Below are 23,364 nucleotides of genomic sequence, written 5' to 3' on the forward strand. Positions count from 1 at the left end.
GACGCGTTTGACGCGTTTACTCTTCAGCGTTTGAGCTCGATGCCTCGAACGGAGAACCCATCGCAGTGAATCATGTTGATGTCGCCATCATTGGTGCTGGTCAGGCCGGGCTGTCCGTCGCGTATTTTCTAAGGCGAACAAAGCGAAGCGTGGTGCTGCTCGACGCTGAGGCGGGCGCCGGCGGTGCCTGGCAGCACGGATGGCCGTCGCTGCGGCTGTTCTCCCCCGCTGGATGGAGTTCGATCGCGGGATGGCCGATGCCCTATCAGGGCGAAGGGACGCCCGGTGCGACCGATGTCGTGACATACCTTGACGCCTACGAGCGACGCTACCAGTTGGACGTGCGGCGCCCCGTGCGCGTGACTTCGGTGACCGAGCGTGATCGACGTCTCGAGATCCACACAGACAAGAGCGACTGGTCGGCCTCAGCGGTCGTTAGCGCAACGGGCACTTGGTCCAATCCATACATCGCGGCATACCCAGGGTCGGCGGAGTTTCGAGGCGTGCAGGTCCACTCCGCCTTGTACGACGGGCCAACCGCTTTCGTGGGGCAGAAGGTCCTCGTGGTTGGCGGCGGCAACTCCGGGGCGCAGATCTACGCGGAACTGTCTTCCGTCGCCAAAGCACAGTGGGTTACTCAACAGGAGCCCACATTCCTGCTCGATGAGGTTGACGGGCGTGTTCTCTTCGAACGCGCCACGGAACGACTGCGTGCGCAGCAAGAAGGCAGGCCAGTCGAGATGTCGGGTGGGTTGGGCGACATCGTGATGGTTCCTCCGGTCAAGGACGCGCGAGAGCGCGGAGTGCTTCACACAGTGCGGCCATTCGCACACATGACCGAAACCTGCGTGGTTTGGCCGAACGGTGTCGAGGAGCAGATCGATGCGGTGGTCTGGTGCACCGGCTTTCGGCCGGCCTTGGACCATTTGACATCGCTGGGCGTGGTGAGAACAGACGGGCGCGTCGCAGTCGACGGCACGCGCTCGTTGAGCCAACCTCGGCTCTGGTGCGTGGGCTACGGGGAGTGGACGGGGTCTGCTTCGGCGACGCTGATCGGCGTCATGCGCTCTGCACGCAGCACGGCCCTGGAAATCGATGCCGCACTGACAACAGACAGCTGAAAGGCAGTTGCCGGGCAACACGTGAAGAGGCCGACGATGACGATCCTCTTCGAGCAGCCCTTGTTTCTCCTCAGCAAAACTTCGCCGGTTGCTTCGATCCAGTTATTCAATAATAATTGGATGATGGAAGAAGACAACGTCGTTAAAGCTTTGGCCGCACTCGCCCAGCAAAGCCGCCTGCGCGTGTTTCGCGCTCTCGTGATCGCGGGGTCGGATGGCCTGACACCAGGCGCGTTGAGCGACGCGCTGGCGCTTCCTGCAACCAGCCTCTCGTTCCACCTCAAGGAACTCACCAATGCCGGCTTGGCTTCGCAGGAACGCCAAGGTCGCAACCTCATCTACCGAGCGGCGTTCGACCAGATGAACGGCCTTCTCGCCTACCTCACCGACAACTGTTGCCAAGGCGAGGCATGCGCCCTGGAGAGCACCGTCGCCTGCGATTGTTGAAGTCGATGCCGGTTGACGTCGGTGTCTCATCTTTTCCCTTGCCACGTCCGCCCACGAGAACCGTCATGTCCGATAAAAAACTCAACGTGCTCTTCATTTGCACCGGCAATTCCGCCCGCTCCATCCTGGCCGAAGGCATGCTGAATCAGCTTGGTGCCGAGCGCTTCAATGCCTACTCCGCCGGTAGCCAGCCCAAGGGCGATGTGCACCCGCTGGCACTCGCCACACTGCGGCAACTGCACTTCAAGGACACAGGCTTCCGGAGCAAGAGTTGGGGCGAGTATTCGGCCGTTGGTGCCCCGCCGATGGACTTCGTCATCACCGTCTGCGACAACGCGGCCAATGAAGTCTGTCCGGTGTGGCCCGGCCAGCCGATCACGGCTCACTGGGGCGTGGCCGATCCGGCCGCAGTGGACGGGTCGGACGAAGCAAAAAAACGCGCGTTCATGGACACCGCGGTGACCCTCAAACGTCGCATCGAATTCCTTCTGTCTCTGCCCTTGGCAAAGCTCGAAACCTTGGCCATCCAGCGCGAAGTGCGCGACATCGGCACGCGCTGAGATGGCGACAAACATTCTGATTCTCTGCACCCACAACTCCGCGCGCAGTGTGCTGTCGGAGGGCATGCTCAATCATTGGGCGAAGGAAGTGGGCGCAGACGTCCACGCATTCAGCGCTGGCAGCAGCCCGAGCGGTCGCATCAACCCGATGGCAATTGAGGTGCTGAAACGCGCGGGCATCGACACCTCCGGCTATCGCAGCAAAAGTTGGGATGAGTTCACCGGAGACTCCGCGCCGACGATGCGAGTGGTAATCACGGTGTGCGACAACGCGGCCCAGGAGACCTGTCCCTACTGGCCGGGTTCGCCAGTCAAGATCCACTGGGGTTATCCGGACCCTTCCAACGTCGGCCCCACCGATACCGAGAAGATGGCCGCTTTCGAGTCCACGCGCCAAGCCATCGGCGAGCGCATGCAGAAGCTTGCCGAGGTGCCGTTCGACGCGCTGAGCGACGCGCAGCTGCGCGTGGCACTCGAAGCCATCTGAGCGCCAAGCCTCTTGCTGTCTTCGCCCTACAGCAGGCTGCAGGGCAGGCCCATCGACCAACGACTCATTCCTAAGCGCCCATGCTGACCGCCATCCTCATCTTCATCTTCACGCTCGTTCTGGTCATCTGGCAGCCGCGCGGCCTGGGTATCGGCTGGAGTGCATCGCTCGGCGCGGTAATCGCTTTGCTCCTGGGCGTTGTTCACTTGGCCGACATCGCCGTGGTCTGGGGCATCGTCTGGAACGCGACAGCGACTTTCGTGGCCGTCATCATCATCAGCCTGCTGCTCGACGAAGCCGGCTTCTTCGAGTGGGCTGCGCTACACGTGGCGCGTTGGGGCGGTGGCCGAGGGCGCTTGCTGTTCGCCTTCATCGTGCTGCTGGGTGCCGCCGTGTCGGCGCTGTTCGCCAACGACGGTGCGGCGCTCATCCTCACGCCCATCGTGATGGCGATGCTGATCGCGCTCGGCTTCACGCCGGCCGCGACGCTGGCCTTCGTGATGGCCGCCGGCTTCATTGCGGATACGGCGAGCCTGCCCTTGATCGTGTCCAATCTGGTCAACATCGTCTCGGCCGATTTTTTCAAGATCGGCTTCAACGAATACGCGTCGGTGATGGTGCCGGTGAACATCGCCGCGGTGCTCTCCAGCCTCCTGGTGCTGATGCTGTACTTCCGCCGCAGCATTCCGGCCACCTACGACGTGAGCCAACTCAAGACGCCCGGCGACGCGATCCGCGACCCCGCGACCTTCCGCGCGGGATGGGTGGTGCTGGTCCTGCTGCTTGTCGGCTTCTTCGGGCTGGAGCCGTTGGGCGTGCCGGTGAGCGCCGTGGCCGCAGTAGGCGCAGTGATCCTGCTCGGTGTCGCAGCTCGGGGTTCGGTGATCAGCACGAAGAAGGTATTGCGCGGCGCGCCATGGCAGATCGTCGTCTTCTCGCTGGGCATGTACCTGGTGGTCTACGGCTTGCGCAACGCCGGCCTGACCGATCACATCGCGACACTGCTCAACGTCTTCGCGCAGAGCGGCATTTGGGGTGCGGCGATGGGCACCGGCTTCCTCACTGCGATCCTGTCGTCGGTGATGAACAACATGCCGACAGTGCTGATCGGCGCGTTGTCGATCGACGCCTCGAATGCCAGCGGCATCGTCAAGGACGCGATGATCTATGCCAACGTGATCGGTTGCGACCTCGGCCCGAAGATCACGCCGATCGGCAGCCTCGCCACGCTGCTCTGGCTGCACGTCCTCGCCAAGAAAGGCACGACGATCGCCTGGGGTTACTACTTCAAGGTCGGTGTTGTGCTGACCGTGCCGGTGCTGTTCGTCACGCTCGCTGCGCTGGCGCTTCGACTCAGCGTTGCCTGAGGGCGGAGTGTTCACTTCATCTCTCACTTCTTTCGTTTCGACCATGTCTGACATCACGATCTATCACAACCCGGCCTGCGGCACATCGCGCAACGTGCTGGCGCTCATCCGCAATTCGGGTGAAGAGCCGACCGTCATCGAGTACCTCAAGAACCCGCCCGACCGAGCCACCCTTCAGGCGTTGATCGCCGCGATGGACGTGCCTGTGCGCGATGTGCTGCGTCAGAAAGGTACGCCCTACGACGAGCTGGGCCTTGCCGACCCGAAGTGGACCGACGCGCAGCTGATCGACTTCATGCTGCAACACCCGATCCTGATCAACCGACCGATCGTCGTGACGCCGCTCGCCACGCGCTTGTGCCGCCCGTCCGAGGCGGTGCTGGAGATCCTGCCGCGGCCGCAGCAAGGCGCTTTTGCCAAGGAAGACGGCGAAGCTGTCGTCGACGCGAAGGGCCAAAGTGTCGTCAAGCCTTGATCTTCCCAACGTCGATGGGGCGCTATTCCAGCAGCCCGACATGCAACGGCTGCTGCCCGCAATGCGAGCCACGCATGCGCCGCGGATCCTGCTGCTCTACGGGTCGCTGCGCGAGCGTTCGTACAGCCGCCTCGTGACCGAAGAGGCGGCGCGCCTGCTGCAGGCGTTCGGCGCCGAGACGCACATCTTCGATCCGAGCGGTTTGCCGCTTCCCGATGCCGCGCCCGAGGAGCATCCGAAGGTGCAACAGCTGCGCGATCTGGCGAAGTGGTCGGAAGGCATGGTGTGGTGCTCACCCGAGCGCCACGGGGCCATGACCGGCATCATGAAAGCGCAGATCGACTGGATCCCGTTGGCCATCGGTTCAGTGCGGCCGACGCAAGGGAAGACGTTGGCGGTGATGCAGGTGTCGGGTGGCTCGCAGTCCTTCAACGCGGTGAACCAGCTGCGGGTGCTCGGCCGATGGATGCGCATGATCACAATCCCCAACCAGTCGTCGGTCGCCAAGGCCTTCATGGAGTTCGAGGAGGACGGGCGCATGAAGCCATCGCCGTACTACGAGCGCGTGGTCGACGTAATGGAAGAGCTGGTGAAGTTCACGCTGCTTACGCGCGACTGTGCCGACTACCTGGTCGACCGGTACAGCGAGCGGCGTGAGAGCGCCGAGGCGTTGTCCAAGCGAGTGAACCTTCGCAGCATCTGATCGAGCCCTTGCAGAGTCGAACCACCACCACAGTGATGCTGGGCGTTGCCCAGACGCTGGCGTGGGCTTCGTCGTACTACCTCCCCGCCGTCTTGGCGGGCGCTATCGGCAGAGACGTTGGCACGTCGACCTCCACGATCTTCGGAGCGTTTTCGGCGGCGCTGCTTGTCGCTGCGGCGGTCGGTCCTTACGCGGGCAGGCTCATCGACCGGTTTGGTGGGCGGCCTGTGCTCATCGCGAGCAACCTGGTATTCGCCCTTGGACTCGCTGCGCTCAGCCAGTCTCACACGCCAATCCATGTCTTCGGCGCGTGGGCGGTGATGGGCCTCGCCATGGGCAGTGGTCTTTACGAAGCGGCTTTCGCGACCGTGGTGCGGCTGCATGGAGTGGATGCGCGTCGCGCCATCACGGGCATCACGCTGTTCGCGGGTTTCGCGAGCACGGTGGGGTGGCCGCTGTCGACGTATCTCGAGGGCGCGGTGGGCTGGCGTGGCGCCTGCCTGGCTTGGGCTGCGATGCACTTGGCGATCGGCCTGCCGCTCAATGCGCTGGTGCCACGCGCCGCACGGGCGGGTCCAGCGTCAAAGGCCGATGCGCCCGCGCATGAGGGCGGTGCCGGCCTCTCGCCCGCTCAACAGCGCCGCGCCGCCTTCTTGATGGCCTTCGTCTTTGCGGTAACGTGGTTCAACAGCACGGCCATGGCGGCCCACTTGCCGGAGCTGTTGCTGGCAACAGGTGCCACATTGACTGTCGCGGTGGGCATCGCTGCGCTGGTCGGGCCTGCTCAAGTGGCTGGGCGGCTGATCGAGTTTGCTTTCCTGAAGCGGGCGCATCCGCTTCTTTCGGCGCGCTTGGCCACGCTGGCGCATCCGCTCGGAGCGCTTTTCTTGGGCGCGTTTGGCACCTCGGCGGCAGCGGCCTTTGCCGTGCTCCACGGGCTGGGCAACGGCATCTTGACCATTGCCATCGGAACTTTGCCACTGCTGATCTTTGGTGCCAAAGGTTACGGGCAACGTCAGGGCTTTTTGATGGTTCCAGCGCGGGTGGTGCAGGCTGCTGCGCCGTTCCTTTTCGGACTCGCAGTCGAACGTTGGGGCGTCGGATCGCTGTGGTTCTCAGCGCTTCTAGCGCTCGCGGCATGTCTCGCGTTGGTGGTCATGACCGAAGACATGCGGAAGGCGGTGGTTGTCTGAATGCTCCGGTGCCGTTGCGTAGGGAGCGAGCGCCCTTGATGTTCGACTAGGGGAAGGCGCTCGATGGCTGCCACTACCTCGAACTCCGTTCCGTTCAGTGCCCGGCCCGGTGCTTAAACCACAAAAGCGCATCTCTGTCTGTCAGCCTCAATGTGATTGCGAACAGCACGATCTTCGGTGCAGGCCAAAGATCAAGGTGCAGCTTCGATGTGCGTCAAGGTTGGCTTGCCGTCCACGATCTCCGCATGAAAGCGCACCTTCTTTCCGGCTTTCACTCTTCTGAGCGTGGCTGCGTCCGCTTCGAACGCCATGGTCATCGCCGGCATACCCAGGTTCGGAATGTCCCCGTGCTTGAGAACAATCTCTCCGTGGGCCGTGTCGATGCGCTGGACGACCGCGTCGGTCAACTGAACTACCTGTTTCGTCGATTTTTGCGACGACCCGGCGGGCATCGACATGCCATCCATCGGCTTCTGTGCAATGACCGCTGAGGAGGCAACGACGAGCGCGGTGGCAAAAAGGAACTGGTTTTTCATTGCATAACTCCGGGCTGAAAAGCATTTGGAAGAAAGGACGGTTTAAAGACTCTCTGATGCCGATTGCGTTGGACGGGGTGCTGTATCGGCGCGCATTCTTCGATTCAATAAGTACCAAGCCGCCGGCACGACCAGCATGCTGAGCAAAGGTGCAGTCACCATGCCGCCGACCATCGGCGCGGCAATGCGCGTCATGACTTCAGAACCGGTACCGGTGCCCCACAAGATCGGCAGTAGGCCCGCCATGACGACTGCTACTGTCATCGCCTTGGGCCGTACGCGCAGGACAGCGCCTTCACGGATCGCAGCCAGCAGCGTTTCGTCGTTCATAGGTTCACCAGCGTCGAGGCGACGGTGCAAAGCATTCTTCAGATACACGAGCATCACGACGCCGAACTCTGCGGCGACACCGGCCAGGGCAATGAAGCCCACCGCCGTTGCGACCGAGATGGAATGGCCCAGCATCCAGACCAGCCAAAAACCGCCGATGAGCGAGAACGGCACCGCCGCCATGACCAACGCCGCATCGCTGAAGGACTTGAAGAGCAAGTACAGCAGCACGAAGATGACGGCCAGTGTCACGGGCACGACCAGCTTCAATCGCTCGGTCGCTCGTTCGAGGTATTCGAACTGGCCCGACCATGACACCGCATAACCTGCTGGTGTTTTGACGGACCTGGCGACCGCAGCCTGCATGTCGTTGACGGCAGAGCGAAGGTCGCGGCCGCGGACATCGACATACACCCAGCCTGACAGCCTCGCGTTCTCGCTGCGCAGCATCGGCGGCCCGTCGGCGATGCTGATCTTCGCCACGTCGCGCAGGAACACCGTTGCACCCTTTGTCGTCACAAACGGTAGATCGCGCAGTCCCTCAAGCGAGTCGCGGATCTCCCGCGGGTAGCGCACATTGATGGGGTAGCGCTCGCGGCCCTGGATGACCTCGCCGACGTTGTCGCCACCGATCGCCGTTGACACCACCGCCTGCACATCCGACACCGACAGGCCGTAGCGCGCTGCGGCCGCGCGGTCCACATCGACGTCGATGTAGCGACCGCCGGTGAGTCGCTCTGCCAGCGCCGACGGCACGCCAGGCACGCCTTTGACGGCCGACTCAATCTGCGTCGTCAGCGAGTCAATCGTGGCGAGATCCGCACCTGAGACCTTCACGCCCACCGGGCTCTTGATGCCTGTGGCCAGCATGTCGATCCGGTTGCGAATGGGAGGCACCCAGACGTTCGAAAGGCCCGGCACCTTCACAGCCCGGTCCAACTCTTCGACCAGCTTGTCCGGCGTCATGCCCGCGCGCCACTGGTCCTTCGGCTTGAACTGGATCGTGGTCTCGAACATCTCCAGCGGAGCAGGATCGGTAGCGGTGTCGGCACGACCGGCCTTGCCGAAGACGCGCGCTACTTCGGGCACCGTCTTGATGAGTCGATCAGTCTGCTGCAGCAACTCGCCCGCTTTGGAAACCGAGAGCCCGGGGAGCGCGGACGGCATGTACAGCAGGTCGCCTTCGTCCAGCGGCGGCATGAACTCCCCGCCCAGGCGCATCACCGGCAAGACGGTCAGTGCAAGAAGCAGGGCTGCAAGGACCAGCGTCGCCTTCGGAAACCGCAGCACCAGTTCGAGCGCAGGCCGGTAGACCGCCATCAGAAAGCGATTGACCGGGTTGGCCGCCTCGTGCGGAATTCGGCCTCGGACGAGGTAGCCCATCAGCACCGGAATCAGCGTGACCGACAGGCCCGCGGCCGCGGCCATGGCGTAGGTCTTGGTGAAGGCGAGCGGTGCGAACAGCCGGCCCTCCTGCGCCTCCAGCGAGAACACCGGCACGAAAGACAGCGTGATGACCAACAGCGAGAAGAACAGCGCCGGTCCGACTTCGACAGAGGCCTCGGTGACCAACTGCCATCGCTCCGCAACGGTCGGCTGCCTGTCGCGATGTGTCTCGAAAGCCTCCAGATGCTTGTGCACGTTCTCCACCATCACGATGGCGCCGTCCACCATGGCGCCGATGGCGATTGCGATGCCCCCGAGCGACATGATGTTGGCATTGACGCCTTGCCAGTGCATGACGATGAAGGCGGCCAGCACCCCGACGGGCAGTGCGACTACCGCCACCAGCGCCGAGCGCAGATGGAACAAAAAGATGGCGCAGACCACCGCGACCACGATGAATTCCTCCATCAGCTTGAAGCGCAGGTTGTCAACCGCGCGATCGATCAGCAAGGAACGGTCGTAGGTCGGCACGATCTCGACGCCTGCCGGCAGGCTGGACTTCAAAGTGGCCAGCTTGTCCTTGACGGCCTGGATGGTGGTGCGCGCGTTTTTGCCGGAGCGCATGATCACCACGCCACCGGCAACCTCGCCTTCGCCATCCAGCTCGGCAATGCCGCGGCGCATTTCCGGTCCGATCTGGACCGTCGCCACATCGCGCAACAGGACCGGTGTGGCGCCAGTCAGCGCAAGCGGGATGGAGCGGAAATCCTCCAGCGACTGAAGAAAGCCTCGCGAGCGCACCATGTACTCGGCTTCGGCCAGTTCGACCACCGAGCCACCGCTGGCCTGGTTGGCATTGCGCAAGGCATCGACAACCGTGGCCTGCGTGATGCCCAGTGCGCGCATGCGGTCGGGATCGAGCACCACCTGGTACTGCCGAACCATGCCGCCGATGCTGGCCACCTCGGCGACGTCGGGGACCGTCTTTAGCTCGAACTTCAGAAACCAGTCGTTCAGCGCGCGTAGTTGCCCGAGGTCTCGTTGGCCCGTGCGGTCGACCAGCGCGTACTCATAGACCCATCCCACCCCGGTGGCGTCCGGCCCCAGCGAAGCGTTGGCGCCCGCGGGCAGTCTGCTTTGCACCTGGTTGAGGTATTCGACTACGCGCGAGCGTGCCCAGTACGGATCGGTCTTGTCGTCGAACAGCACGTAGACAAACGAATCGCCGAAGAATGAGTAGCCGCGGACCGTCTTTGCACCGGGGACGCTGAGCATGGTCGTGGTCAGCGGGTAGGTGACCAAGTCTTCGACCACCTGGGGCGCCTTGCCCGGGTATGGGGTTCGAATGATGACCTGGGTGTCCGACAGATCCGGCAGCGCATCGAGCGGCGTGTGCGCCACTGACCAGATACCAGCAGCAACCAGAAACAGCGTCGCGATCAGCACCAAAAATCGGTTGCCGACGGACCATCGAATGAGCGCAGCGATCATTTTTGAGCTGCCGGTTGCTGGCGCTCCACCGACTCGAGCTCGTAGCCCGTCGGCCCGCCTTCCTTAAACTCGAAGCGAATGCGGTCACCGGGCTTGATGTCCGGAAACGCGGCCGGCTTCGGCTTTGCAAAGCCCATCGTCATCGCGGGCCATTTGAGCGTAGCGACCGGTCCGTGCGAAATCGTGATGCCGTCTTGATCGACGCTCTCGACCTTGCCTTCCGCGCGGTGCGTTGCAGGGGCTGGCGTCACTGGAGTTGAAGGTGAAGGTGCCGAGGACGTTGAAGCGCTGGAACTCGGCGCACTTGGAGTGGCTGCGGCAGGCGACGCCATGCCGCCCAGAACGGAGCGCAGGCGCGCCTCTGAATCGATGAGAAACTGCCCGCTGGCGACCACCTGATCGCCGTCGGACAGTCCTTGAAGCACCTCAATGTTATCGCCCAGGTCCGCACCCAGCGACACGTCCCTCGGCTCGAACGCACCCGTGTCCTTGCGCACGATGACGACGGCTCGCTTGCCCGTGCGGATCGCGGCCTCGGACGCCACGACCAGGCGCGTGCTGCTGGCGCCCGCGACCTGCAGTCGCAGCAGCATGCCGGGAGTCAATAGGCCCTTGGCGTTGTCGACTTCGAAGCGAGCCTTCAGGGTGCGCGTCGTGGTGCTGACCTCGGGCAGGATCTCCTTCAGCTCGCCTTCGAACGACTGCGATGCGTCGGCCTGCAGGACGGCTTTCACTTTCTGGCCTGGCTTCAGGCGCACGGCCTGCGCCTCCGGGATCTCCGCCACCGCCCACACCTTTTCGAGGCCGGCGATCCTGAAGAGCGTCATGCCGGGCGTAACGGCCACGCCTTCGCGCACGCCGAGTTCGGCCACGACGCCGCTGGCTGGCGCGCTGAGCACGTAGCGGGCTTGCGCTGTTCCGGCCTTCTCGCTCTGGCGAATGAGTTCGGCGGGAATGGACATCGCCTGCATCCGCTCTCGAGCCGCGGCAACTAGGTCCGGTGAGACGCCCGCGCGCCGCAAGGCGAGCAGCTCATTCTGCGGCCCCAGCCATTCAGGCGCGAAGAGTGTTGCCAGAGCCTGTCCCTTGCGCACGCGTTCCATTGGCGCACGCACCGACAGTCGCTCCACGAATCCGGCGACACGGCTCTGGACGGACACGCTCAGGCGCTCGTCGAACTGCACTGCGCCGATGGCGTCGAACGACGAGGAGACGTCAGCGCGGCGCACCTTGGCGAGCCGGATCCCCAAGTTCTGTTGCACCGATGGGCTGACGCTGACGCCGCCGCTTGCTGCGCCCGCGTCGCCGTCCGCGTACATGGGGACGAGCTGCATGTCCATGAACGGCGACTTTCCGGGCTTGTCGAAGCGCGGGCCGGGCACCATCGGGTCGTGCCAGTAGAGAACCTTGCGTCCTTCCGATGCCGCAGGTGCCATCGCGGAGGGCATGGCGCCTTCGTGACCATGGCCAGTGCTGCGGCCTGCGTAGAAGGCGCCCGCGCCGACTGCTGCGAGCACCACGACACCGAGAACCGACCACGTAATGGAACTGGATTTTTTCATGGTGCCACCTCGGCGGTCAGCGGACGCAAGGCCAATTGAATTTGCGACCGGGCGAGGTCGCGTTGCAGCGTGAGCAGCTTGCGCTGCACTTCGACTTCTGCATGGCGTGCCTCGAAAAGCGTTGCGAGCGTTGCCTGGTTGGAGCGGTAGCCTGCGGTCGAAGCAGCCGTTCGCTGTCTGGCAGGAATCACCAAATTCGCGCGGTAACGCTCGATGCGCTCCTGCAGGCGTGCAGCGTCGCTGCGCAGGGTCAGGTATTCGGACGTCGCAATGCGCCTGGCCTCGGCCAGTTCCCCGTCCGCTTTGTCCGCCAACGCGAGCTTGGACGCCGTCTCCCGGTCCTGACGTTCGCCTGGAGATACTTGGAGTGGGATGCTCACGCCGAACGACACCATGTCCGAGTACCCCGTGCGCTGACCGTAGGCGACTTCCCATGTCCAATTCGGTGTGCGATTGGTGCCCGCCACCGCAGCCGCTTGCGTCGCAACCTCCAACTCACGCTGCATGGCGACGACCGACGGGTGTCTCGCGACGTAGGCTTCTTCGCTGGGTGGCGGCTCTGCGGGTATCGGAGCCAGCGCTTCCGGTAGCACGCCTACCCAGCGCTGTAGTGCGAGCCGCGCGGCATTCTGCTGCTGCCTTGCGTCGGCGGACTCGTCATCGGAGCTGCCTCTCGCGCCGGTCAGCGAAAGCACTTCCTGGCTGCTGCCCGCGGCAGACGACAGCCGTGCACGCGATGCTTCAAGTTCCTCATGGGCGTGGTGTTCCATTAACGTGGTGAGCGTCAGCAACTCGCCTGCATAGAAGGCATCCGCGTACGCGAGCGCCGTCTGCAGCCGTGTCGCGGCGATCGAGACCCCTGCCATTGCCGCCTCCCGTGCGGTAGTCGCATTGGCTGCTGCCTCACGTGCCGCGCGTTTGTCGGCAGACAGCCATTCCTGGCTGATGCCGATGCGCTTCATCGTCATGGAATCGCGCGTTGTGCTGAAGCGGTCCGGACCGGTGAAAGGAAGGTTGTCGACCCCGATGCGAAGTACCGGATCAGGCAGTTGGCCTGCCATTCGCGCTGCCTCGGTGGCACTCAGCACGCCGGCGCGTGCCGCACGCGATGCCTCTGAGCGTTCGACAGCCAGTTGCAACGCTCTATCGAGCGACAGCGGCTCGGCTGCTGCCGCCATGAGAGGTAGCGATGCGGCGAGCAGCACGGCCGCGCGCAAAAATGGAAGGGACATAGAAACTCCGCAGACGAACGAAAAAGTCGCTGGCGAACGAACAGGTCGCACCAGCACCGGTCAGGTCGGCGGAGATTTCAGACGCGGAGTCTGCGTGTCGAGAGGAAGATGGGATCGGGAGGAGGCCGCGGCTCGAGCGCACTCTGCAGAGGCAAGCCCTGGACGTCAGCGAGCAGCAGCGGTGGAACCACCAAGACCTGCACAAGGGCAGGAAGAGATGGCGTGGCCGCCTTCACTTTCTCGAAAGACTGGGATGCGTCGGCCGCATGCTGGTGGCAAAGCACGGGTTGCGCGGTGTCCATGCCTTCGCACGGCGTTCCCTCGGCCATCGCCTGCGCCATCGCTTCGGCGTTGTTCATGCCGGGGCAGACATAGCTTGCAAGTGCCATCTGCGAAAACAGCACCGACAGCATCACGAAGAACGTGATGATGCAGTGACGAAGAGGCCGGAGGCGACGCATGTTTGGCGCAGTGTAGCGTCAGACCGCCCTAACTGGAGAAGTCACAGGCGCCGGGGCGTTGACATGCGCGACCTGTCTGAGCCGCAAGGCATTGAAGATGACCGAAGCCGAACTCAAACTCATCGCAAGCGCCGCGATCATCGGAGACAAAAGCCATCCGGTGAACGGGAACAGCACGCCGGCTGCCAGCGGTACGCCGAGCGCGTTGTAGACGAACGCAAATGCCAGGTTCTGCTTCATGTTGGCAATTGTCTCGTCGGAAATCACGCGAGCCTGCGCGATGCCACGCAAGTCGCCCTTCACCAGCGTCACCTGCGCGCTGTTCATCGCCACATCGGTGCCGGTGCCCATGGCAACACCGACGTCGGCCTTGGCCAGCGCCGGCGCGTCGTTGATGCCGTCGCCTGCCATCGCGACGATGCGGCCCTCGCGTTGTAGCTTGTCGACGAGTGCCAGCTTGTCGGCGGGCTTGACCTCGCCATGAACTTCGTCGATGCCGAGCCGGGCCGCAACTGCTTTGGCGGTGGTCAAACCGTCACCGGTCGCCATGATCACGCGCAGGCCGGACGCCTTGAGCGCTGCCAGTGCTTCGACAGTCGTTGCCTTGATCGGGTCGGACACGGCCAGCAAGCCCGCAGCCTTGCCATCGACCGCCAGGAACATCACGCTGGCGCCGCCGACGCGCAACGATTCGGCCTGCGCCGCCAAGCCCTCGACCGGCACGCCCAACTGCGTCATCAACGCCGTGTTGCCGAGGGCCAGTTTCTTGCCGCCCACGCTGCCGCTCACCCCGATGCCACTGGCCGATTCGAATCCGTCCGCCTTCTGCAGATCCAGCTTTTGCGACTTCGCTGCACGCACGATGGCGTCGGCCAACGGATGCTCGCTGCCCTGGTCGAGGCTCGCAGCGAGTCGCAACACATCTGCTTCGGTGAAGCCCGGCGCCGCGACCGATCGCTCGAACGTCGGCTTGCCTTCAGTCAGCGTGCCGGTCTTGTCGACGATGAGCGTGTCGACCTTTCTGAAGTTCTCGATCGCTGCGGCATCTCTAAACAGCACGCCCTGCGTCGCGGCTTTGCCGGTCGCCACCATGATCGACATCGGCGTGGCCAACCCCAGAGCGCAGGGGCAGGCGATGATGAGCACCGCGACCGCGTTGATCAGGCCGTAGACCCAGCTCGGTTCCGGCCCGACCAGGCCCCAGACGACGAAGGTCAGGAGCGCGATGCTGATGACGGTCACGACGAAGTAGCGCGCGACCTGATCCGCCATTCGCTGCATCGGCGCCCGAGACCGCTGCGCCTGCAAAACCATCTGGACGATGCTGGACAGCACGGTCTGCGAGCCGACATGCTCGGAGCGCATCACAAGCGCGCCGTTGGTGTTGAGCGTCGCGCCGATCAGCTTGTCGCCGACTCGCTTGGTGATCGGCAACGGTTCGCCGGTGAGCATCGATTCGTCCACGGCGCTTGACCCTTCGATCACCACGCCGTCGACCGGAACCTTCTCGCCGGGCCGCACACGCAGGGTGTCGCCGACATGGACGTGCGTGAGCGGGATGTCTTCTTCAGCGCCAGCGGCGTCGATGCGCCGTGCGGTTTTGGGCGCAAGGCCGAGCAGGGACTTGATGGCGGCAGAGGTCTGGGAGCGCGCCTTGAGTTCGAGTATCTGGCCGAGCAGCGTCAGGGAAATGATGACGGCCGCCGCTTCGAAGTAGACGGCGACGCGGCCCATCGACACGAAGGCCGCCGGAAACACGCCCGGCGCCACCGTGGCCACGACGCTGTAGAGGAACGCCGCAGACGTGCCGAGGCCGATGAGGGTCCACATGTTCGGGCTGCGATTCACGACGGACTGGACCGCTCGCACGAAGAACGGCCAACCCGCCCACAGCACGATCGGCACGCTGAGCGCGAATTCGATCCAGCTCTGTGTGGCCATCTCAAACCACTGCAGGCGGTGGCCCGCCATGGCCAGCACGGTCACGACGATGGTCAGCGGGAGCGTCCAGACGAATCGACGGGTGAAGTCGACCAGCTCCGGGTTGTCGCCTTCGTCCAGCGTCGGCGTTTCAGGCTCCAGCGTCATGCCGCATTTCGGGCAGTTGCCCGGGTGGCTCTGACGAATCTCAGGATGCATGGGGCATGTGTAGATCGCGTCTCCCCCGACGACTACCGGCTCTTGAAAAGGGGGCGTGGCTTTGCTTTCCGCTCCACCGATGTTGGCTTCGCCCATGAACTTGGAAGGATTCAAGGCGAACTTGGCCTTGCAGCCGGCACTGCAGAAATAGACTGGACCGCCTTCGTACTGCGTCGAATGCAGCGAAGCCGCCGTCACGTTCATTCCGCAGACAGGATCCTTCAGGGCACCCGACGAACCCGCGGCGTCGGCTCCAGAGCGTCGTGCCGATTCACCCGCTTGATGGTGTGTGTCGACGGCGGCCAGCACGCCGGAGCGCTCAAGTTCTTGATCGTTCATCTCTTCTTTCCTTGATGGATCGAGATGCGCGAAATGCCACCCCGTACTTGGCCGCTACGCCGGCAGCAGGTTTACTTTTGCTTCGCAAGCCAGCGGTCGAACTCGGCAATTTCTTTTTTCTGTGCGGCGATGATTTTCTTTGACATCGCCTTCATCTCAGGCGACTTGCCGTGCGCCAATTCCATCTGCGCCATCTCCACGGCTTGCTGGTGGTGCAGCTTCATCATCATGGCGAAGTCCTTGTCGGTGTCACCTGACATCTGCATCTTCTGCATCCCGTCCATGCCGGCCATCATGGATTGCTTCATGTCGGCCGAGCCGGCGCCCGAGTGCTGCATGTGATCCTTCGACATGGGCGCCGAAGCAGGTGCTGGCTGCGCTTGCGCAACACCGACGGAAGAAAGCACGATCGCTGCAGAGAAACACAGCGACGAAGTGAGTGTGCGAAAAGAGTTTTTCATAACGTTGTCCTTGGTGAGTGGATTGAACTTCAGTGCGTCATTGCAAGGCATGCGGCAGCGCAGGCGTGGCAGGCCTTTGCGCAAGCTTGGCAATGCGCGGCCTTGTGCTGGGCGCACTCGTCGCCGCAGGCTTTGCAGATCTCGGCGCACAAGGCGCATACAGCCTTTGCGTGGACGCTGTCGCGGGCCATGACGCCGGCGGCGAGCTGGCAGATGGCAGCGCAATCTGCATCCATCGCGATGCACTTGGCCATCATCTTGACGTCCTCTTCTTTGAGGCAGCTTGAAAAGCAGTTGTTGCACGCGATGGCGCATGCGTTGCATGCCTCGATGCAAGCTGCGTAGGTTTCATGTGACATGGATGTCTCCTTTGGTTAAGTGCCGGAAGATCCGGCGGTGGGTTGAATAAAACATCCGCAAATGCGTTGCTCGGAAGCGCGTCAACGGGCTGCTTCGATCTTGGTGACGGTGATCTTTCCGTCGACCTTTTCCGCGAGGAAGCGAACCTTCTCGCCGGACTGAACCTGGTCCAGCACTGCATCGTCCTTGACGCTGAACACCATCGTCATGCCCGGCATGTCGAGGTTCTTAAGGGGTCCGTGCTTGATGGTCAGCTTTTTGCCATCCTTGTCGACCTTCCGGATTTCTCCATCGGACAGTTCGGACGTTGCAGCGGCAGTGGACGTTCCTTGCACTGTGGTCTGAGAGGGCGGGGCCGATTGGGCAGCAGCCATGGCGGAGAAAAGCATCGCGGCTGCGGATGCAACGAGTGCGAGACGAATGTTTTGCATTGAGAGTTCCTTGAGCATCGATTGGTTGTTGGGTTGACGGGGCGCGGCAGCAGGACCGCACACCCGAACGTTGTGTTTACTTGTTGACAGCCTTGCCAGACACAGTTGAGACGTTCACGGCACCCTTCATCCCTGCGTCGTAGTGACCGGGTTGCAGGCAAGCGAAGTCGACCTTGCCGGCCTTCGTGAACTGCCAAACGATTTCCCCGCTCTTGCCGGGTGCCAGCGTGAGCATGTTCGCGTCGGCGTGTTCCATCTCCGGGTTCTTCTTCATGACTTCGTAGTGCTCCTTGAGCTCCCTCTGCGTGCCGAGCACGAGCTCATGCTTGATTTGGCCGGAATTCTTGATGACGAAGCGCACGGTCTCGCCCTGCTTGACGCTGATGTCGGCCGGCGTGAAGCGCATGCTGTCGGCCATGTCGACGTTGATCGTGCGTGTCGACTGGGAAGCCACTCCGGGCTTGCCAATCGCGTCACTGGCATCGTGACCACCGGCGTGGGTACCCGAGGCTGACGCGCTGGCTGCGGCCAGAGCGAGCAATGCGGCGAGGGCGGTATTGCGGAAGGCGTGGTTCATGGTTTTCCTTTGAGAGGCTGGGAGGTTCGAGGGGAGTGAAAAAAGTCAGTGGCCGGAATGGCCGTTGACGGGCTTGCGGATCTGAACTTCGATGCTCTTGGCGGGCATGTTCTGAGCGGGCATCGCGGCCGCGCCGGCACCTTGCTGGCGCGGCGTTACCGGCAGCGGGCCATCTAGCTCATACGCAACGGTGCCTTTGGGGTGTTTGAACCAGCCGGGATTGGAGTAGTCGCCAGCCTTCTGGTTTTTGCGCACCTTAACCACGCTGAACATGCCGCCCATCTCGACCGAGCCAAACGGCCCTTCGCCCGTCATCATTCGCGCGGTGTTGTCGGGAATCGGCATTTCCATCTCGGCCATGTCCGCCATGCCGCGCTCGCCCATGACCATGTAGTCAGGCACAAGGTTGGAAATCTGTTTGGCCACGTCCTTGTGGTCCAGGCCGATCATGGTGGGCACGTCATGGCCCATCGCATTCATCGTGTGATGACTCTTGTGGCAGTGAAAGGCCCAGTCGCCTTCTTCGTTGGCGAGGAACTCGAACTGGCGCATCTGGCCAACGGCCACATCCGTTGTCACTTCGGGCCAGCGCGCACTCTTCGGTGTCGGGCCGCCATCGGTTCCCGTGACTTCGAACTCATGGCCGTGCAGGTGCATCGGGTGGTTCGTCATCGTCAGATTGCCCACGCGGATGCGCACCTTGTCGTTCAGGCCCACGTTGAGCGAATCGATGCCCGGGAAGATCCGGCTGTTCCAGGACCACAGGTTGAAGTCCAGCATCGTCATGATCTTGGGCGTCGCGCTGCCGGGCTCTACGTCGTACGCGTTCAGCAGGAAGACGAAGTCCCGGTCGACCTTGTCGATCAGCGGATGGTCTGCCTTCGGATGCGTCACCCAGAAGCCCATCATTCCCATCGCCATCTGCGTCATCTCGTCGGCATGGGGGTGGTACATGAATGTGCCGGGGCGTCGCGCCACGAACTCGTAGACGAACGTCTTGCCCGGGCGGATCGGCGGCTGGTTCAACCCCACGACGCCGTCCATGCCGTTGGGCAGGCGCTGCCCATGCCAGTGCACGCTCGTGTGCTCAGGCAGCTTGTTGGTCACGAAGATCCGCACGCGATCGCCTTCCACCACTTCGATGGTCGGCCCAGGCGACTGGCCGTTGTACCCCCAGAGGTTGGCCTTGAAGCCGGGGGCCATCTCGCGCACCACCGGCTCGGCCACGAGGTGGAACTCTTTGACGCCGTTGTTCATGCGCCAGGGCAACGTCCAGCCGTTGAGCGTGACCACGGGGTTGTAAGGGCGCCCACTGGATGGCACCAGCGGCGCCATGGTGTCAGGGGTCGTCTGGAACACCGGCTCGGGCAAGGCGGCCATTGCCACCTTGCTCACGCTGGCTGCGGCAATGGCGCCAGTGATGGCACCCGCACCGCTCAGAAAATTGCGTCTGTTTGTCATGTCATTCGAATCGGTTGGGTTCAGTGGCCTGCGCCAGCGGAGGCGCCTTCGCGACCTGACATGGACATGGAGTTGCCCATGGAGGTGGGCTTGCCCATCACCGAAGCCGCGAGCGCGGCGTCGGCCAGCCAGAACTGCTGCTGTGCGTTGATCGCGTTGGTCACGCTGGAGATCTGGTCGCGTGCTTCGGCAAGCAGCTCGAAGACGCCGATCAGCATGCCGTTGTAGCGAAGCACGTTTTCGTCGGCCATCGCCTGACGCAAGGGCACGATCTCGTCGCGGTAGTGCCGTGAGATGTCGTAAGCCGTGCGGTAAGCCGAGTAACCCTCTCGCAGCTGCGAGGAGGCGCCTCGCACGGCGGCGTCGTAACGGTTGGCCGCGACCAACGACTGCGCGTTCAGCGCGTCGCGCTGGGCAGAACCCCAGTCGAAGAGCGGCAGCCGGATGTCGAGCTCGAAGCCGCGTCGTGTGCTCTTGGTGCCCGCCGCGTTGTCGAAGACCGTGTCGCGACGCCCACCCACTTCCACGTCGGTAAAAGTCGACAGCAGGTTGAGGCCTTGCGACCGCCCTGCCACGTCCAGCTGAGCGCGAGCAAGTTGGACATCGAGGCGTTGCTCTGTTGCGGTGGCCGCGACTTCCTTCGCTTCGCGAGGCGTCTTGGGCAGATCCGGGAGACGTTCGGGCAAGGCCAACTTGGCGGCTTGTTCGTCGTTCAAGCCCAAGATGCGAATCAACTCCTCGCACGCAGCGGTGGTGGCGTGCTGCGCCATGGCGAGTTGTGTGGTCGCGTCGGCGTAGAACACCTGTTGGCGTGCACGCTGAAGCTTGCTGAAGTTGCCGATGAGCTGCATCCGGCGCGCGAGTTCGGCGCTTGCCTGGGCCGACTTGTTGACCTGCTCGGCATACTGCAGCGACTGTTTGGCAGCAACCGCGCGGACCCAGGCCTGCTTGACCTGCGTAACCTGGTCGACAACGACCCCGGTCAGCTGAACCTTGGCCTGATTGGCCTGGCCTTTCGAAATCGACAGGCGCTGCGGTAGCAGGATCAGGTCCACGAGGCCGAAGGACAGCAGCCGTCCGAACTCCAGTTCGCTGTTCAGGCGCATGCGCTCGAACGTGAAAATCGGATTGGGCAAACGACTGGTCTGGTTGGCCGCGGCGATGTCGCCCCAGCTCTGGGCAATCAGGGCTTGGACGGACGGGCTGTTGGCCAGTGCGAGCTGGACCGCGTCGCTTTGCGAAAGTGGCTTGGCGAGCAATTCCTGGGACAGTGCCGCCCGGCGGTCACGTTGCTCCTGGGTGCGGCTGAGTTCGAGCTTGCCGCCGGTGAACTGCTGGGCGTTGGTGTTCGTGTCCTTCAGGGCGTCCTCGATGCCGACAGAGGCACAGCCAGCCAGAAACGCGGCCGCGAAGGCGATGGCGGTCAAACGCAAGGCGCGCCTCATCGCTTGTCCTTCTTCGCGGACGCACCCGACATGCCAGGCATTCCAGGCATGCCCACCGAGTGACTTGGCGGCGAAGCGGGCGCCGCGGCACCGTCCTTCGGAGATTCAGTCTTGGCCGCCCCTGCGCCAGAGGCCTCCTTGGCATAAGCCTGCCAGCCGCCGCGGCGGTAAACCGTCTCGTTGGCCTCCTTCCAGGGGATGGGTTTTTCGTCAGCGAAGGGCTGAAAGCCCTCGAGCACGGACTTGTAGGTCAGGACGGGCGGCGTCGACGCAGTCGGCGCGCTGGGGTTCGCCGATGCGGGCTGAGCCAACGCGCTGAGGGCATTGAATGTTGCCGCGGCTGCCACGGCCGCGGCGGCAAAAAAGCGAAAAGTTGCCAGCCGACGGGCCGACGATGAATGGAACATGGAGTCCTCGCGAGTTCATGAACGGAGTGCGTCAGTGCTGCCCGAAAAAGGGCATGACGCATGCGATGCATGTGCGTTCGCCGCTACCCGGTGACGTCAAGTCACTGGCACACGAACGCTTTAGGCGCGAGGAGGTTTGTCGAGGACGCGCGGCGTCAATGACGCCACTGCAGAAAAAGGTTCTGCCAAGGCGGCAGGGGGCAAAGCAGGTGACGCCACCACGGGCGGGTCGCCAATGAGAGCGACGGAGTGGCAGGCACCGCAGGTGCCGCACTTGTGGCCCGAATCCGTGTCCAGGGAGGCACCTTCGTGATGGTGCGGAGTGGCTTCGATACCCGAGGCCGAATCCACATGTCCACCGTCGTGCGCGTGCGACTTCGGTTTCACGTGTTCGTGCGGCAGGGCTGGCTCTAAAAACGTTGCTGCCGTTGCCGATGTTTCGCCTGCTGCGCAGAATTGCATGGTCGCGGCTGCATAACCCTGAAAGGGCACTGCGAGCATGAGAGCCCAGAGCAGCAGGGAACGAAACAGCGACATCTTTCGAATTATGGACGTTGACACAGTGACAAGGTCAAGCGATTTTCGTCCGGAATTTAGCTTGCCTAAACCACGGAGCGTCAATGTTCGTGGCGATGGTGCGCGTCCGGCACGTGCGCGTGCTTGTGAAGAAGCGGCGTATGCACATGCCGATGGCTGTGCGAGTCACTTTCAAAATCGGCATGCACGTGATCGTGATGCCCGTCGTCGTGCGTGTGCGCATGCTCGTGGTCCAGCGCTCCGTGCCGGTGTTCATGACCATGCGACTCTTCAAGGTGCAACGCGACCCCGATAAGCATCAGCGCACCTCCGGCAAGCATGATCCAGGAGCCGCTGCGGTCGCCGAGTGCGATGGCAAAGGCGGCGCCGATGAATGGCGCACAAGCGAACACCGATCCCGTGCGCGCTGCACCGAAGGCGCGTTGGGCCAATAGATAGAATCGCAGGCTCAGCCCGTAGCCGGTCGCACCGACGAGCAGCAAAATGATCGCTGCACTCAAAGTGGGAAGTCGCTCACCGAATGCCCACGCTAGCAAGGCTGTTGCGACTGCGCCAATCAACGCCTTGCCGAGAACTACCTGGCTTGGGTCGCGCTCGGCCAGGGCGCGCGACAGCGTGTTGTCTGTCCCCCAGGCGGCGGTCGCCAAAAATACGGCCATCAGACCCCAAATCTGGACGCCGCCGCTCAGGCCCAGATCAATCACCAATGCCACTCCTCCGGCGAGTAGCAAAAACATGGCGACCCAGACCCGCCTTCCCATCATCTCGCGGTACATCAGTCGCGCCAGAACGGCGGTAAAAAAGGCCTCCAGCGTCAGCATCAACGACGCGCTGGCGCCGCTCGTGTGCTGCAGGCCCCACGCGAGCGCGACGGGACCGATGATGGCACCGAAAGCCGCCATGAGGAACAGGCGCGGAAGATCACTGCGGAGCAGGTGCGCCTCCTTCTGAGTGCGCTGACGCGAAATTGCGCCTGCGGCGGCCGCGCCGGCGTAGAGCACGCATGCGGTTGTTAACGCGCCCATGCCCTTGCCGAAATGCTGAACCAATGGTGTGCTGACGCCAAACAGCGCCGCCGCCAGCAGCGCCAGCAACCCGCCTCTGACGGCAGGCAGCGAGGCGTTGGTGCGGAAATGTTGACCCATAAGTGAATTATTTCATCCGGTCAGCCAGGAAACACGTGCATGGAACGCACTGACGTTGAGTAGTGCATCGCTCTCTGCTTGGCCTCGCCAAAGCGGTCGCGAGCCTGAGGTTGGTCTACGTTGCCATGCCAATGGACAGCAAACTTCGTCCCTGACGATTTTGATGGTGAAGGGAACAGCTAGTCTTCAGCGATCAGTCACGACTTGTCAGCTGCACCCAAAAACTCTTCCAAGCTTATTTCGCCATCGATAAAGCGTCGGGCGCGAGCTTCGTGTTCTGAAGTTATTTTGAAACCAGATAGACCGAGCGAAGCGCGAGCAAAGTCCACCGCATCCTTCCGCTTGAGACGCCCCTCGGCAGAATTCTCGACTTTCAAGGTTGGACTTTTCTTCATGAGACCCCACTAAACGTAACTGTTGCCAGCTTGACCTCGAACCAGGCTGGGTCACGTCGGTACTCGCTTTGATCCTGCGCTCCGAAGTTTGATGACCGAGTCTTGCCGACTGCTCTCAAGAATTTGCTTGCGCATTGAACCGCACCGAAAATTATGTTCTTTGACTCAAAGCCTCTGGAGCCATGAACCAGCCGACTTCAGCCGCGTGGAATGAGGCTTCTCAGCTTGGAAGCTTCCTCGCGCGCTTCCAATACATGTTCCCGCTCGTGGGGTCAGATAGGCGGCGAGCGTATGTGTTCTTTCGCGGATGGATGCC

At 62.9% G+C, this 23,364-nt stretch carries 24 protein-coding genes; 8 read left to right on the forward strand and 16 right to left on the reverse strand.

The features are described 5' to 3' along the window. The first annotated feature begins 65 nt into the window (after positions 1 to 65). From AX767_RS06490 to AX767_RS06525, 8 genes are all read left to right on the forward strand, one after another. Positions 66 to 1,121 carry an ArsO family NAD(P)H-dependent flavin-containing monooxygenase gene (locus AX767_RS06490; RefSeq protein WP_210392566.1) on the forward strand — a complete coding sequence of 352 codons (1,056 nt, stop codon included), beginning with the start codon at positions 66 to 68 and terminating at the stop codon, positions 1,119 to 1,121. 123 nt (positions 1,122 to 1,244) lie between these two features. Then, positions 1,245 to 1,568 carry an ArsR/SmtB family transcription factor gene (locus AX767_RS06495; protein ID WP_068633415.1) on the forward strand — a complete coding sequence of 108 codons (324 nt, stop codon included), beginning with the start codon at positions 1,245 to 1,247 and terminating at the stop codon, positions 1,566 to 1,568. Positions 1,569 to 1,633: 65 nt separating this feature from the next. After that, a complete protein-coding gene (locus AX767_RS06500) occupies positions 1,634 to 2,128 on the forward strand; it encodes an arsenate reductase ArsC (RefSeq protein WP_068629701.1) in 495 nt (164 codons plus the stop codon). Position 2,129: 1 nt separating this feature from the next. After that, a complete protein-coding gene (locus AX767_RS06505; RefSeq protein WP_068629703.1) occupies positions 2,130 to 2,615 on the forward strand; it encodes an arsenate reductase ArsC in 486 nt (161 codons plus the stop codon). An 80-nt stretch (positions 2,616 to 2,695) separates the two neighbouring features. Then, positions 2,696 to 3,982: an arsenic transporter gene (locus tag AX767_RS06510; protein ID WP_068629705.1), complete on the forward strand. Its 1,287-nt coding sequence runs from the start codon at positions 2,696 to 2,698 to the stop codon at positions 3,980 to 3,982. Positions 3,983 to 4,025: 43 nt separating this feature from the next. Continuing rightward, positions 4,026 to 4,457, forward strand: a complete 432-nt coding sequence (arsC, locus tag AX767_RS06515; RefSeq protein WP_068629707.1) for an arsenate reductase (glutaredoxin) — start codon at positions 4,026 to 4,028, stop codon at positions 4,455 to 4,457. A gap of 40 nt (positions 4,458 to 4,497) precedes the next feature. Beyond that, positions 4,498 to 5,160, forward strand: a complete 663-nt coding sequence (gene arsH, locus AX767_RS06520) for an arsenical resistance protein ArsH (protein ID WP_068629709.1) — start codon at positions 4,498 to 4,500, stop codon at positions 5,158 to 5,160. A 35-nt stretch (positions 5,161 to 5,195) separates the two neighbouring features. After that, positions 5,196 to 6,353 carry an MFS transporter gene (locus AX767_RS06525; RefSeq protein ID WP_068633417.1) on the forward strand — a complete coding sequence of 386 codons (1,158 nt, stop codon included), beginning with the start codon at positions 5,196 to 5,198 and terminating at the stop codon, positions 6,351 to 6,353. A gap of 191 nt (positions 6,354 to 6,544) precedes the next feature. Here the strand turns inward: AX767_RS06525 and AX767_RS06530 are convergent, their stop codons facing one another. The 16 genes from AX767_RS06530 to AX767_RS20955 form a co-directional block, all read right to left on the reverse strand. After that, on the reverse strand, positions 6,545 to 6,889 hold the full coding sequence (locus AX767_RS06530; protein WP_068629711.1) for a copper-binding protein: 345 nt from the start codon (positions 6,887 to 6,889) through the stop codon (positions 6,545 to 6,547). A gap of 42 nt (positions 6,890 to 6,931) precedes the next feature. Further along, on the reverse strand, positions 6,932 to 10,096 hold the full coding sequence (locus tag AX767_RS06535; protein WP_068629713.1) for an efflux RND transporter permease subunit: 3,165 nt from the start codon (positions 10,094 to 10,096) through the stop codon (positions 6,932 to 6,934). Beyond that, positions 10,093 to 11,658 carry an efflux RND transporter periplasmic adaptor subunit gene (locus AX767_RS06540; RefSeq protein ID WP_068629715.1) on the reverse strand — a complete coding sequence of 522 codons (1,566 nt, stop codon included), beginning with the start codon at positions 11,656 to 11,658 and terminating at the stop codon, positions 10,093 to 10,095. The genes AX767_RS06535 and AX767_RS06540 overlap by 4 nt, the downstream gene beginning before the upstream one ends. Next, positions 11,655 to 12,890 (reverse strand): TolC family protein, encoded by a 1,236-nt coding sequence (locus tag AX767_RS06545; protein WP_068629717.1) that lies wholly within the window; start codon positions 12,888 to 12,890, stop codon positions 11,655 to 11,657. Before AX767_RS06545 ends, AX767_RS06540 begins: the two co-directional genes overlap by 4 nt. Positions 12,891 to 12,967: 77 nt before the next feature. Beyond that, a complete protein-coding gene (locus AX767_RS06550) occupies positions 12,968 to 13,351 on the reverse strand; it encodes a hypothetical protein (RefSeq protein ID WP_068629718.1) in 384 nt (127 codons plus the stop codon). An 18-nt stretch (positions 13,352 to 13,369) separates the two neighbouring features. Next, a complete protein-coding gene (locus AX767_RS06555) occupies positions 13,370 to 15,694 on the reverse strand; it encodes a heavy metal translocating P-type ATPase (protein WP_068633419.1) in 2,325 nt (774 codons plus the stop codon). Positions 15,695 to 15,900: 206 nt separating this feature from the next. Further along, positions 15,901 to 16,341 carry a DUF305 domain-containing protein gene (locus AX767_RS21870; RefSeq protein WP_237288575.1) on the reverse strand — a complete coding sequence of 147 codons (441 nt, stop codon included), beginning with the start codon at positions 16,339 to 16,341 and terminating at the stop codon, positions 15,901 to 15,903. Then, the gene (locus AX767_RS20945) at positions 16,320 to 16,649 is read right to left on the reverse strand and encodes a four-helix bundle copper-binding protein (RefSeq protein ID WP_082754879.1); all 330 of its coding nucleotides are present in this window, start codon (positions 16,647 to 16,649) and stop codon (positions 16,320 to 16,322) included. The genes AX767_RS21870 and AX767_RS20945 overlap by 22 nt, the downstream gene beginning before the upstream one ends. A gap of 81 nt (positions 16,650 to 16,730) precedes the next feature. Then, complete coding sequence (locus AX767_RS06570) at positions 16,731 to 17,081, reverse strand: copper-binding protein (protein ID WP_068633424.1); 351 nt, start codon at positions 17,079 to 17,081, stop codon at positions 16,731 to 16,733. A gap of 76 nt (positions 17,082 to 17,157) precedes the next feature. Next, positions 17,158 to 17,658: a cupredoxin domain-containing protein gene (locus AX767_RS06575; protein ID WP_068629722.1), complete on the reverse strand. Its 501-nt coding sequence runs from the start codon at positions 17,656 to 17,658 to the stop codon at positions 17,158 to 17,160. Positions 17,659 to 17,703: 45 nt separating this feature from the next. After that, the gene (locus tag AX767_RS06580) at positions 17,704 to 19,119 is read right to left on the reverse strand and encodes a multicopper oxidase family protein (RefSeq protein ID WP_068629724.1); all 1,416 of its coding nucleotides are present in this window, start codon (positions 19,117 to 19,119) and stop codon (positions 17,704 to 17,706) included. Positions 19,120 to 19,139: 20 nt separating this feature from the next. Next, positions 19,140 to 20,564: a TolC family protein gene (locus AX767_RS06585; protein ID WP_068629726.1), complete on the reverse strand. Its 1,425-nt coding sequence runs from the start codon at positions 20,562 to 20,564 to the stop codon at positions 19,140 to 19,142. Continuing rightward, positions 20,561 to 20,971 (reverse strand): hypothetical protein, encoded by a 411-nt coding sequence (locus AX767_RS06590; protein ID WP_237288577.1) that lies wholly within the window; start codon positions 20,969 to 20,971, stop codon positions 20,561 to 20,563. Before AX767_RS06590 ends, AX767_RS06585 begins: the two co-directional genes overlap by 4 nt. A gap of 120 nt (positions 20,972 to 21,091) precedes the next feature. Then, positions 21,092 to 21,508 (reverse strand): hypothetical protein, encoded by a 417-nt coding sequence (locus tag AX767_RS20950; protein ID WP_156480977.1) that lies wholly within the window; start codon positions 21,506 to 21,508, stop codon positions 21,092 to 21,094. Positions 21,509 to 21,588: 80 nt separating this feature from the next. After that, a complete protein-coding gene (locus AX767_RS06595) occupies positions 21,589 to 22,653 on the reverse strand; it encodes a DMT family transporter (RefSeq protein WP_068629728.1) in 1,065 nt (354 codons plus the stop codon). A 197-nt stretch (positions 22,654 to 22,850) separates the two neighbouring features. Then, positions 22,851 to 23,030 carry an antitoxin VbhA family protein gene (locus tag AX767_RS20955; protein WP_237288579.1) on the reverse strand — a complete coding sequence of 60 codons (180 nt, stop codon included), beginning with the start codon at positions 23,028 to 23,030 and terminating at the stop codon, positions 22,851 to 22,853. Positions 23,031 to 23,364 lie beyond the last annotated feature (334 nt).

The organism is Variovorax sp. PAMC 28711 (assembly GCF_001577265.1).
Classification (GTDB): domain Bacteria; phylum Pseudomonadota; class Gammaproteobacteria; order Burkholderiales; family Burkholderiaceae_C; genus Variovorax.

Bases quoted from the DNA above. Each gene is read 5' to 3' on its own strand.
- AX767_RS06555 (WP_068633419.1), bottom strand. From the start codon at position 15,694: ATGAACGTGACGGCGGCTTCGCTGCATTCGACGCAGTACGAAGGCGGT.
- AX767_RS21870 (WP_237288575.1), bottom strand. From the start codon at position 16,341: ATGCCTTGCAATGACGCACTGAAGTTCAATCCACTCACCAAGGACAAC.
- arsC (WP_068629707.1), top strand. From the start codon at position 4,026: ATGTCTGACATCACGATCTATCACAACCCGGCCTGCGGCACATCGCGC.
- AX767_RS06585 (WP_068629726.1), bottom strand. From the start codon at position 20,564: ATGAGGCGCGCCTTGCGTTTGACCGCCATCGCCTTCGCGGCCGCGTTT.
- AX767_RS06595 (WP_068629728.1), bottom strand. From the start codon at position 22,653: ATGGGTCAACATTTCCGCACCAACGCCTCGCTGCCTGCCGTCAGAGGC.
- AX767_RS06540 (WP_068629715.1), bottom strand. From the start codon at position 11,658: ATGAAAAAATCCAGTTCCATTACGTGGTCGGTTCTCGGTGTCGTGGTG.
- AX767_RS06575 (WP_068629722.1), bottom strand. From the start codon at position 17,658: ATGAACCACGCCTTCCGCAATACCGCCCTCGCCGCATTGCTCGCTCTG.
- AX767_RS06535 (WP_068629713.1), bottom strand. From the start codon at position 10,096: ATGATCGCTGCGCTCATTCGATGGTCCGTCGGCAACCGATTTTTGGTG.
- AX767_RS06530 (WP_068629711.1), bottom strand. From the start codon at position 6,889: ATGAAAAACCAGTTCCTTTTTGCCACCGCGCTCGTCGTTGCCTCCTCA.
- AX767_RS06510 (WP_068629705.1), top strand. From the start codon at position 2,696: ATGCTGACCGCCATCCTCATCTTCATCTTCACGCTCGTTCTGGTCATC.
- AX767_RS06495 (WP_068633415.1), top strand. From the start codon at position 1,245: ATGGAAGAAGACAACGTCGTTAAAGCTTTGGCCGCACTCGCCCAGCAA.
- AX767_RS06525 (WP_068633417.1), top strand. From the start codon at position 5,196: ATGCTGGGCGTTGCCCAGACGCTGGCGTGGGCTTCGTCGTACTACCTC.
- AX767_RS06590 (WP_237288577.1), bottom strand. From the start codon at position 20,971: ATGTTCCATTCATCGTCGGCCCGTCGGCTGGCAACTTTTCGCTTTTTT.
- arsH (WP_068629709.1), top strand. From the start codon at position 4,498: ATGCAACGGCTGCTGCCCGCAATGCGAGCCACGCATGCGCCGCGGATC.
- AX767_RS06545 (WP_068629717.1), bottom strand. From the start codon at position 12,890: ATGTCCCTTCCATTTTTGCGCGCGGCCGTGCTGCTCGCCGCATCGCTA.
- AX767_RS20945 (WP_082754879.1), bottom strand. From the start codon at position 16,649: ATGTCACATGAAACCTACGCAGCTTGCATCGAGGCATGCAACGCATGC.
- AX767_RS06505 (WP_068629703.1), top strand. From the start codon at position 2,130: ATGGCGACAAACATTCTGATTCTCTGCACCCACAACTCCGCGCGCAGT.
- AX767_RS20950 (WP_156480977.1), bottom strand. From the start codon at position 21,508: ATGTCGCTGTTTCGTTCCCTGCTGCTCTGGGCTCTCATGCTCGCAGTG.
- AX767_RS06500 (WP_068629701.1), top strand. From the start codon at position 1,634: ATGTCCGATAAAAAACTCAACGTGCTCTTCATTTGCACCGGCAATTCC.
- AX767_RS06580 (WP_068629724.1), bottom strand. From the start codon at position 19,119: ATGACAAACAGACGCAATTTTCTGAGCGGTGCGGGTGCCATCACTGGC.
- AX767_RS06570 (WP_068633424.1), bottom strand. From the start codon at position 17,081: ATGCAAAACATTCGTCTCGCACTCGTTGCATCCGCAGCCGCGATGCTT.
- AX767_RS06550 (WP_068629718.1), bottom strand. From the start codon at position 13,351: ATGCGTCGCCTCCGGCCTCTTCGTCACTGCATCATCACGTTCTTCGTG.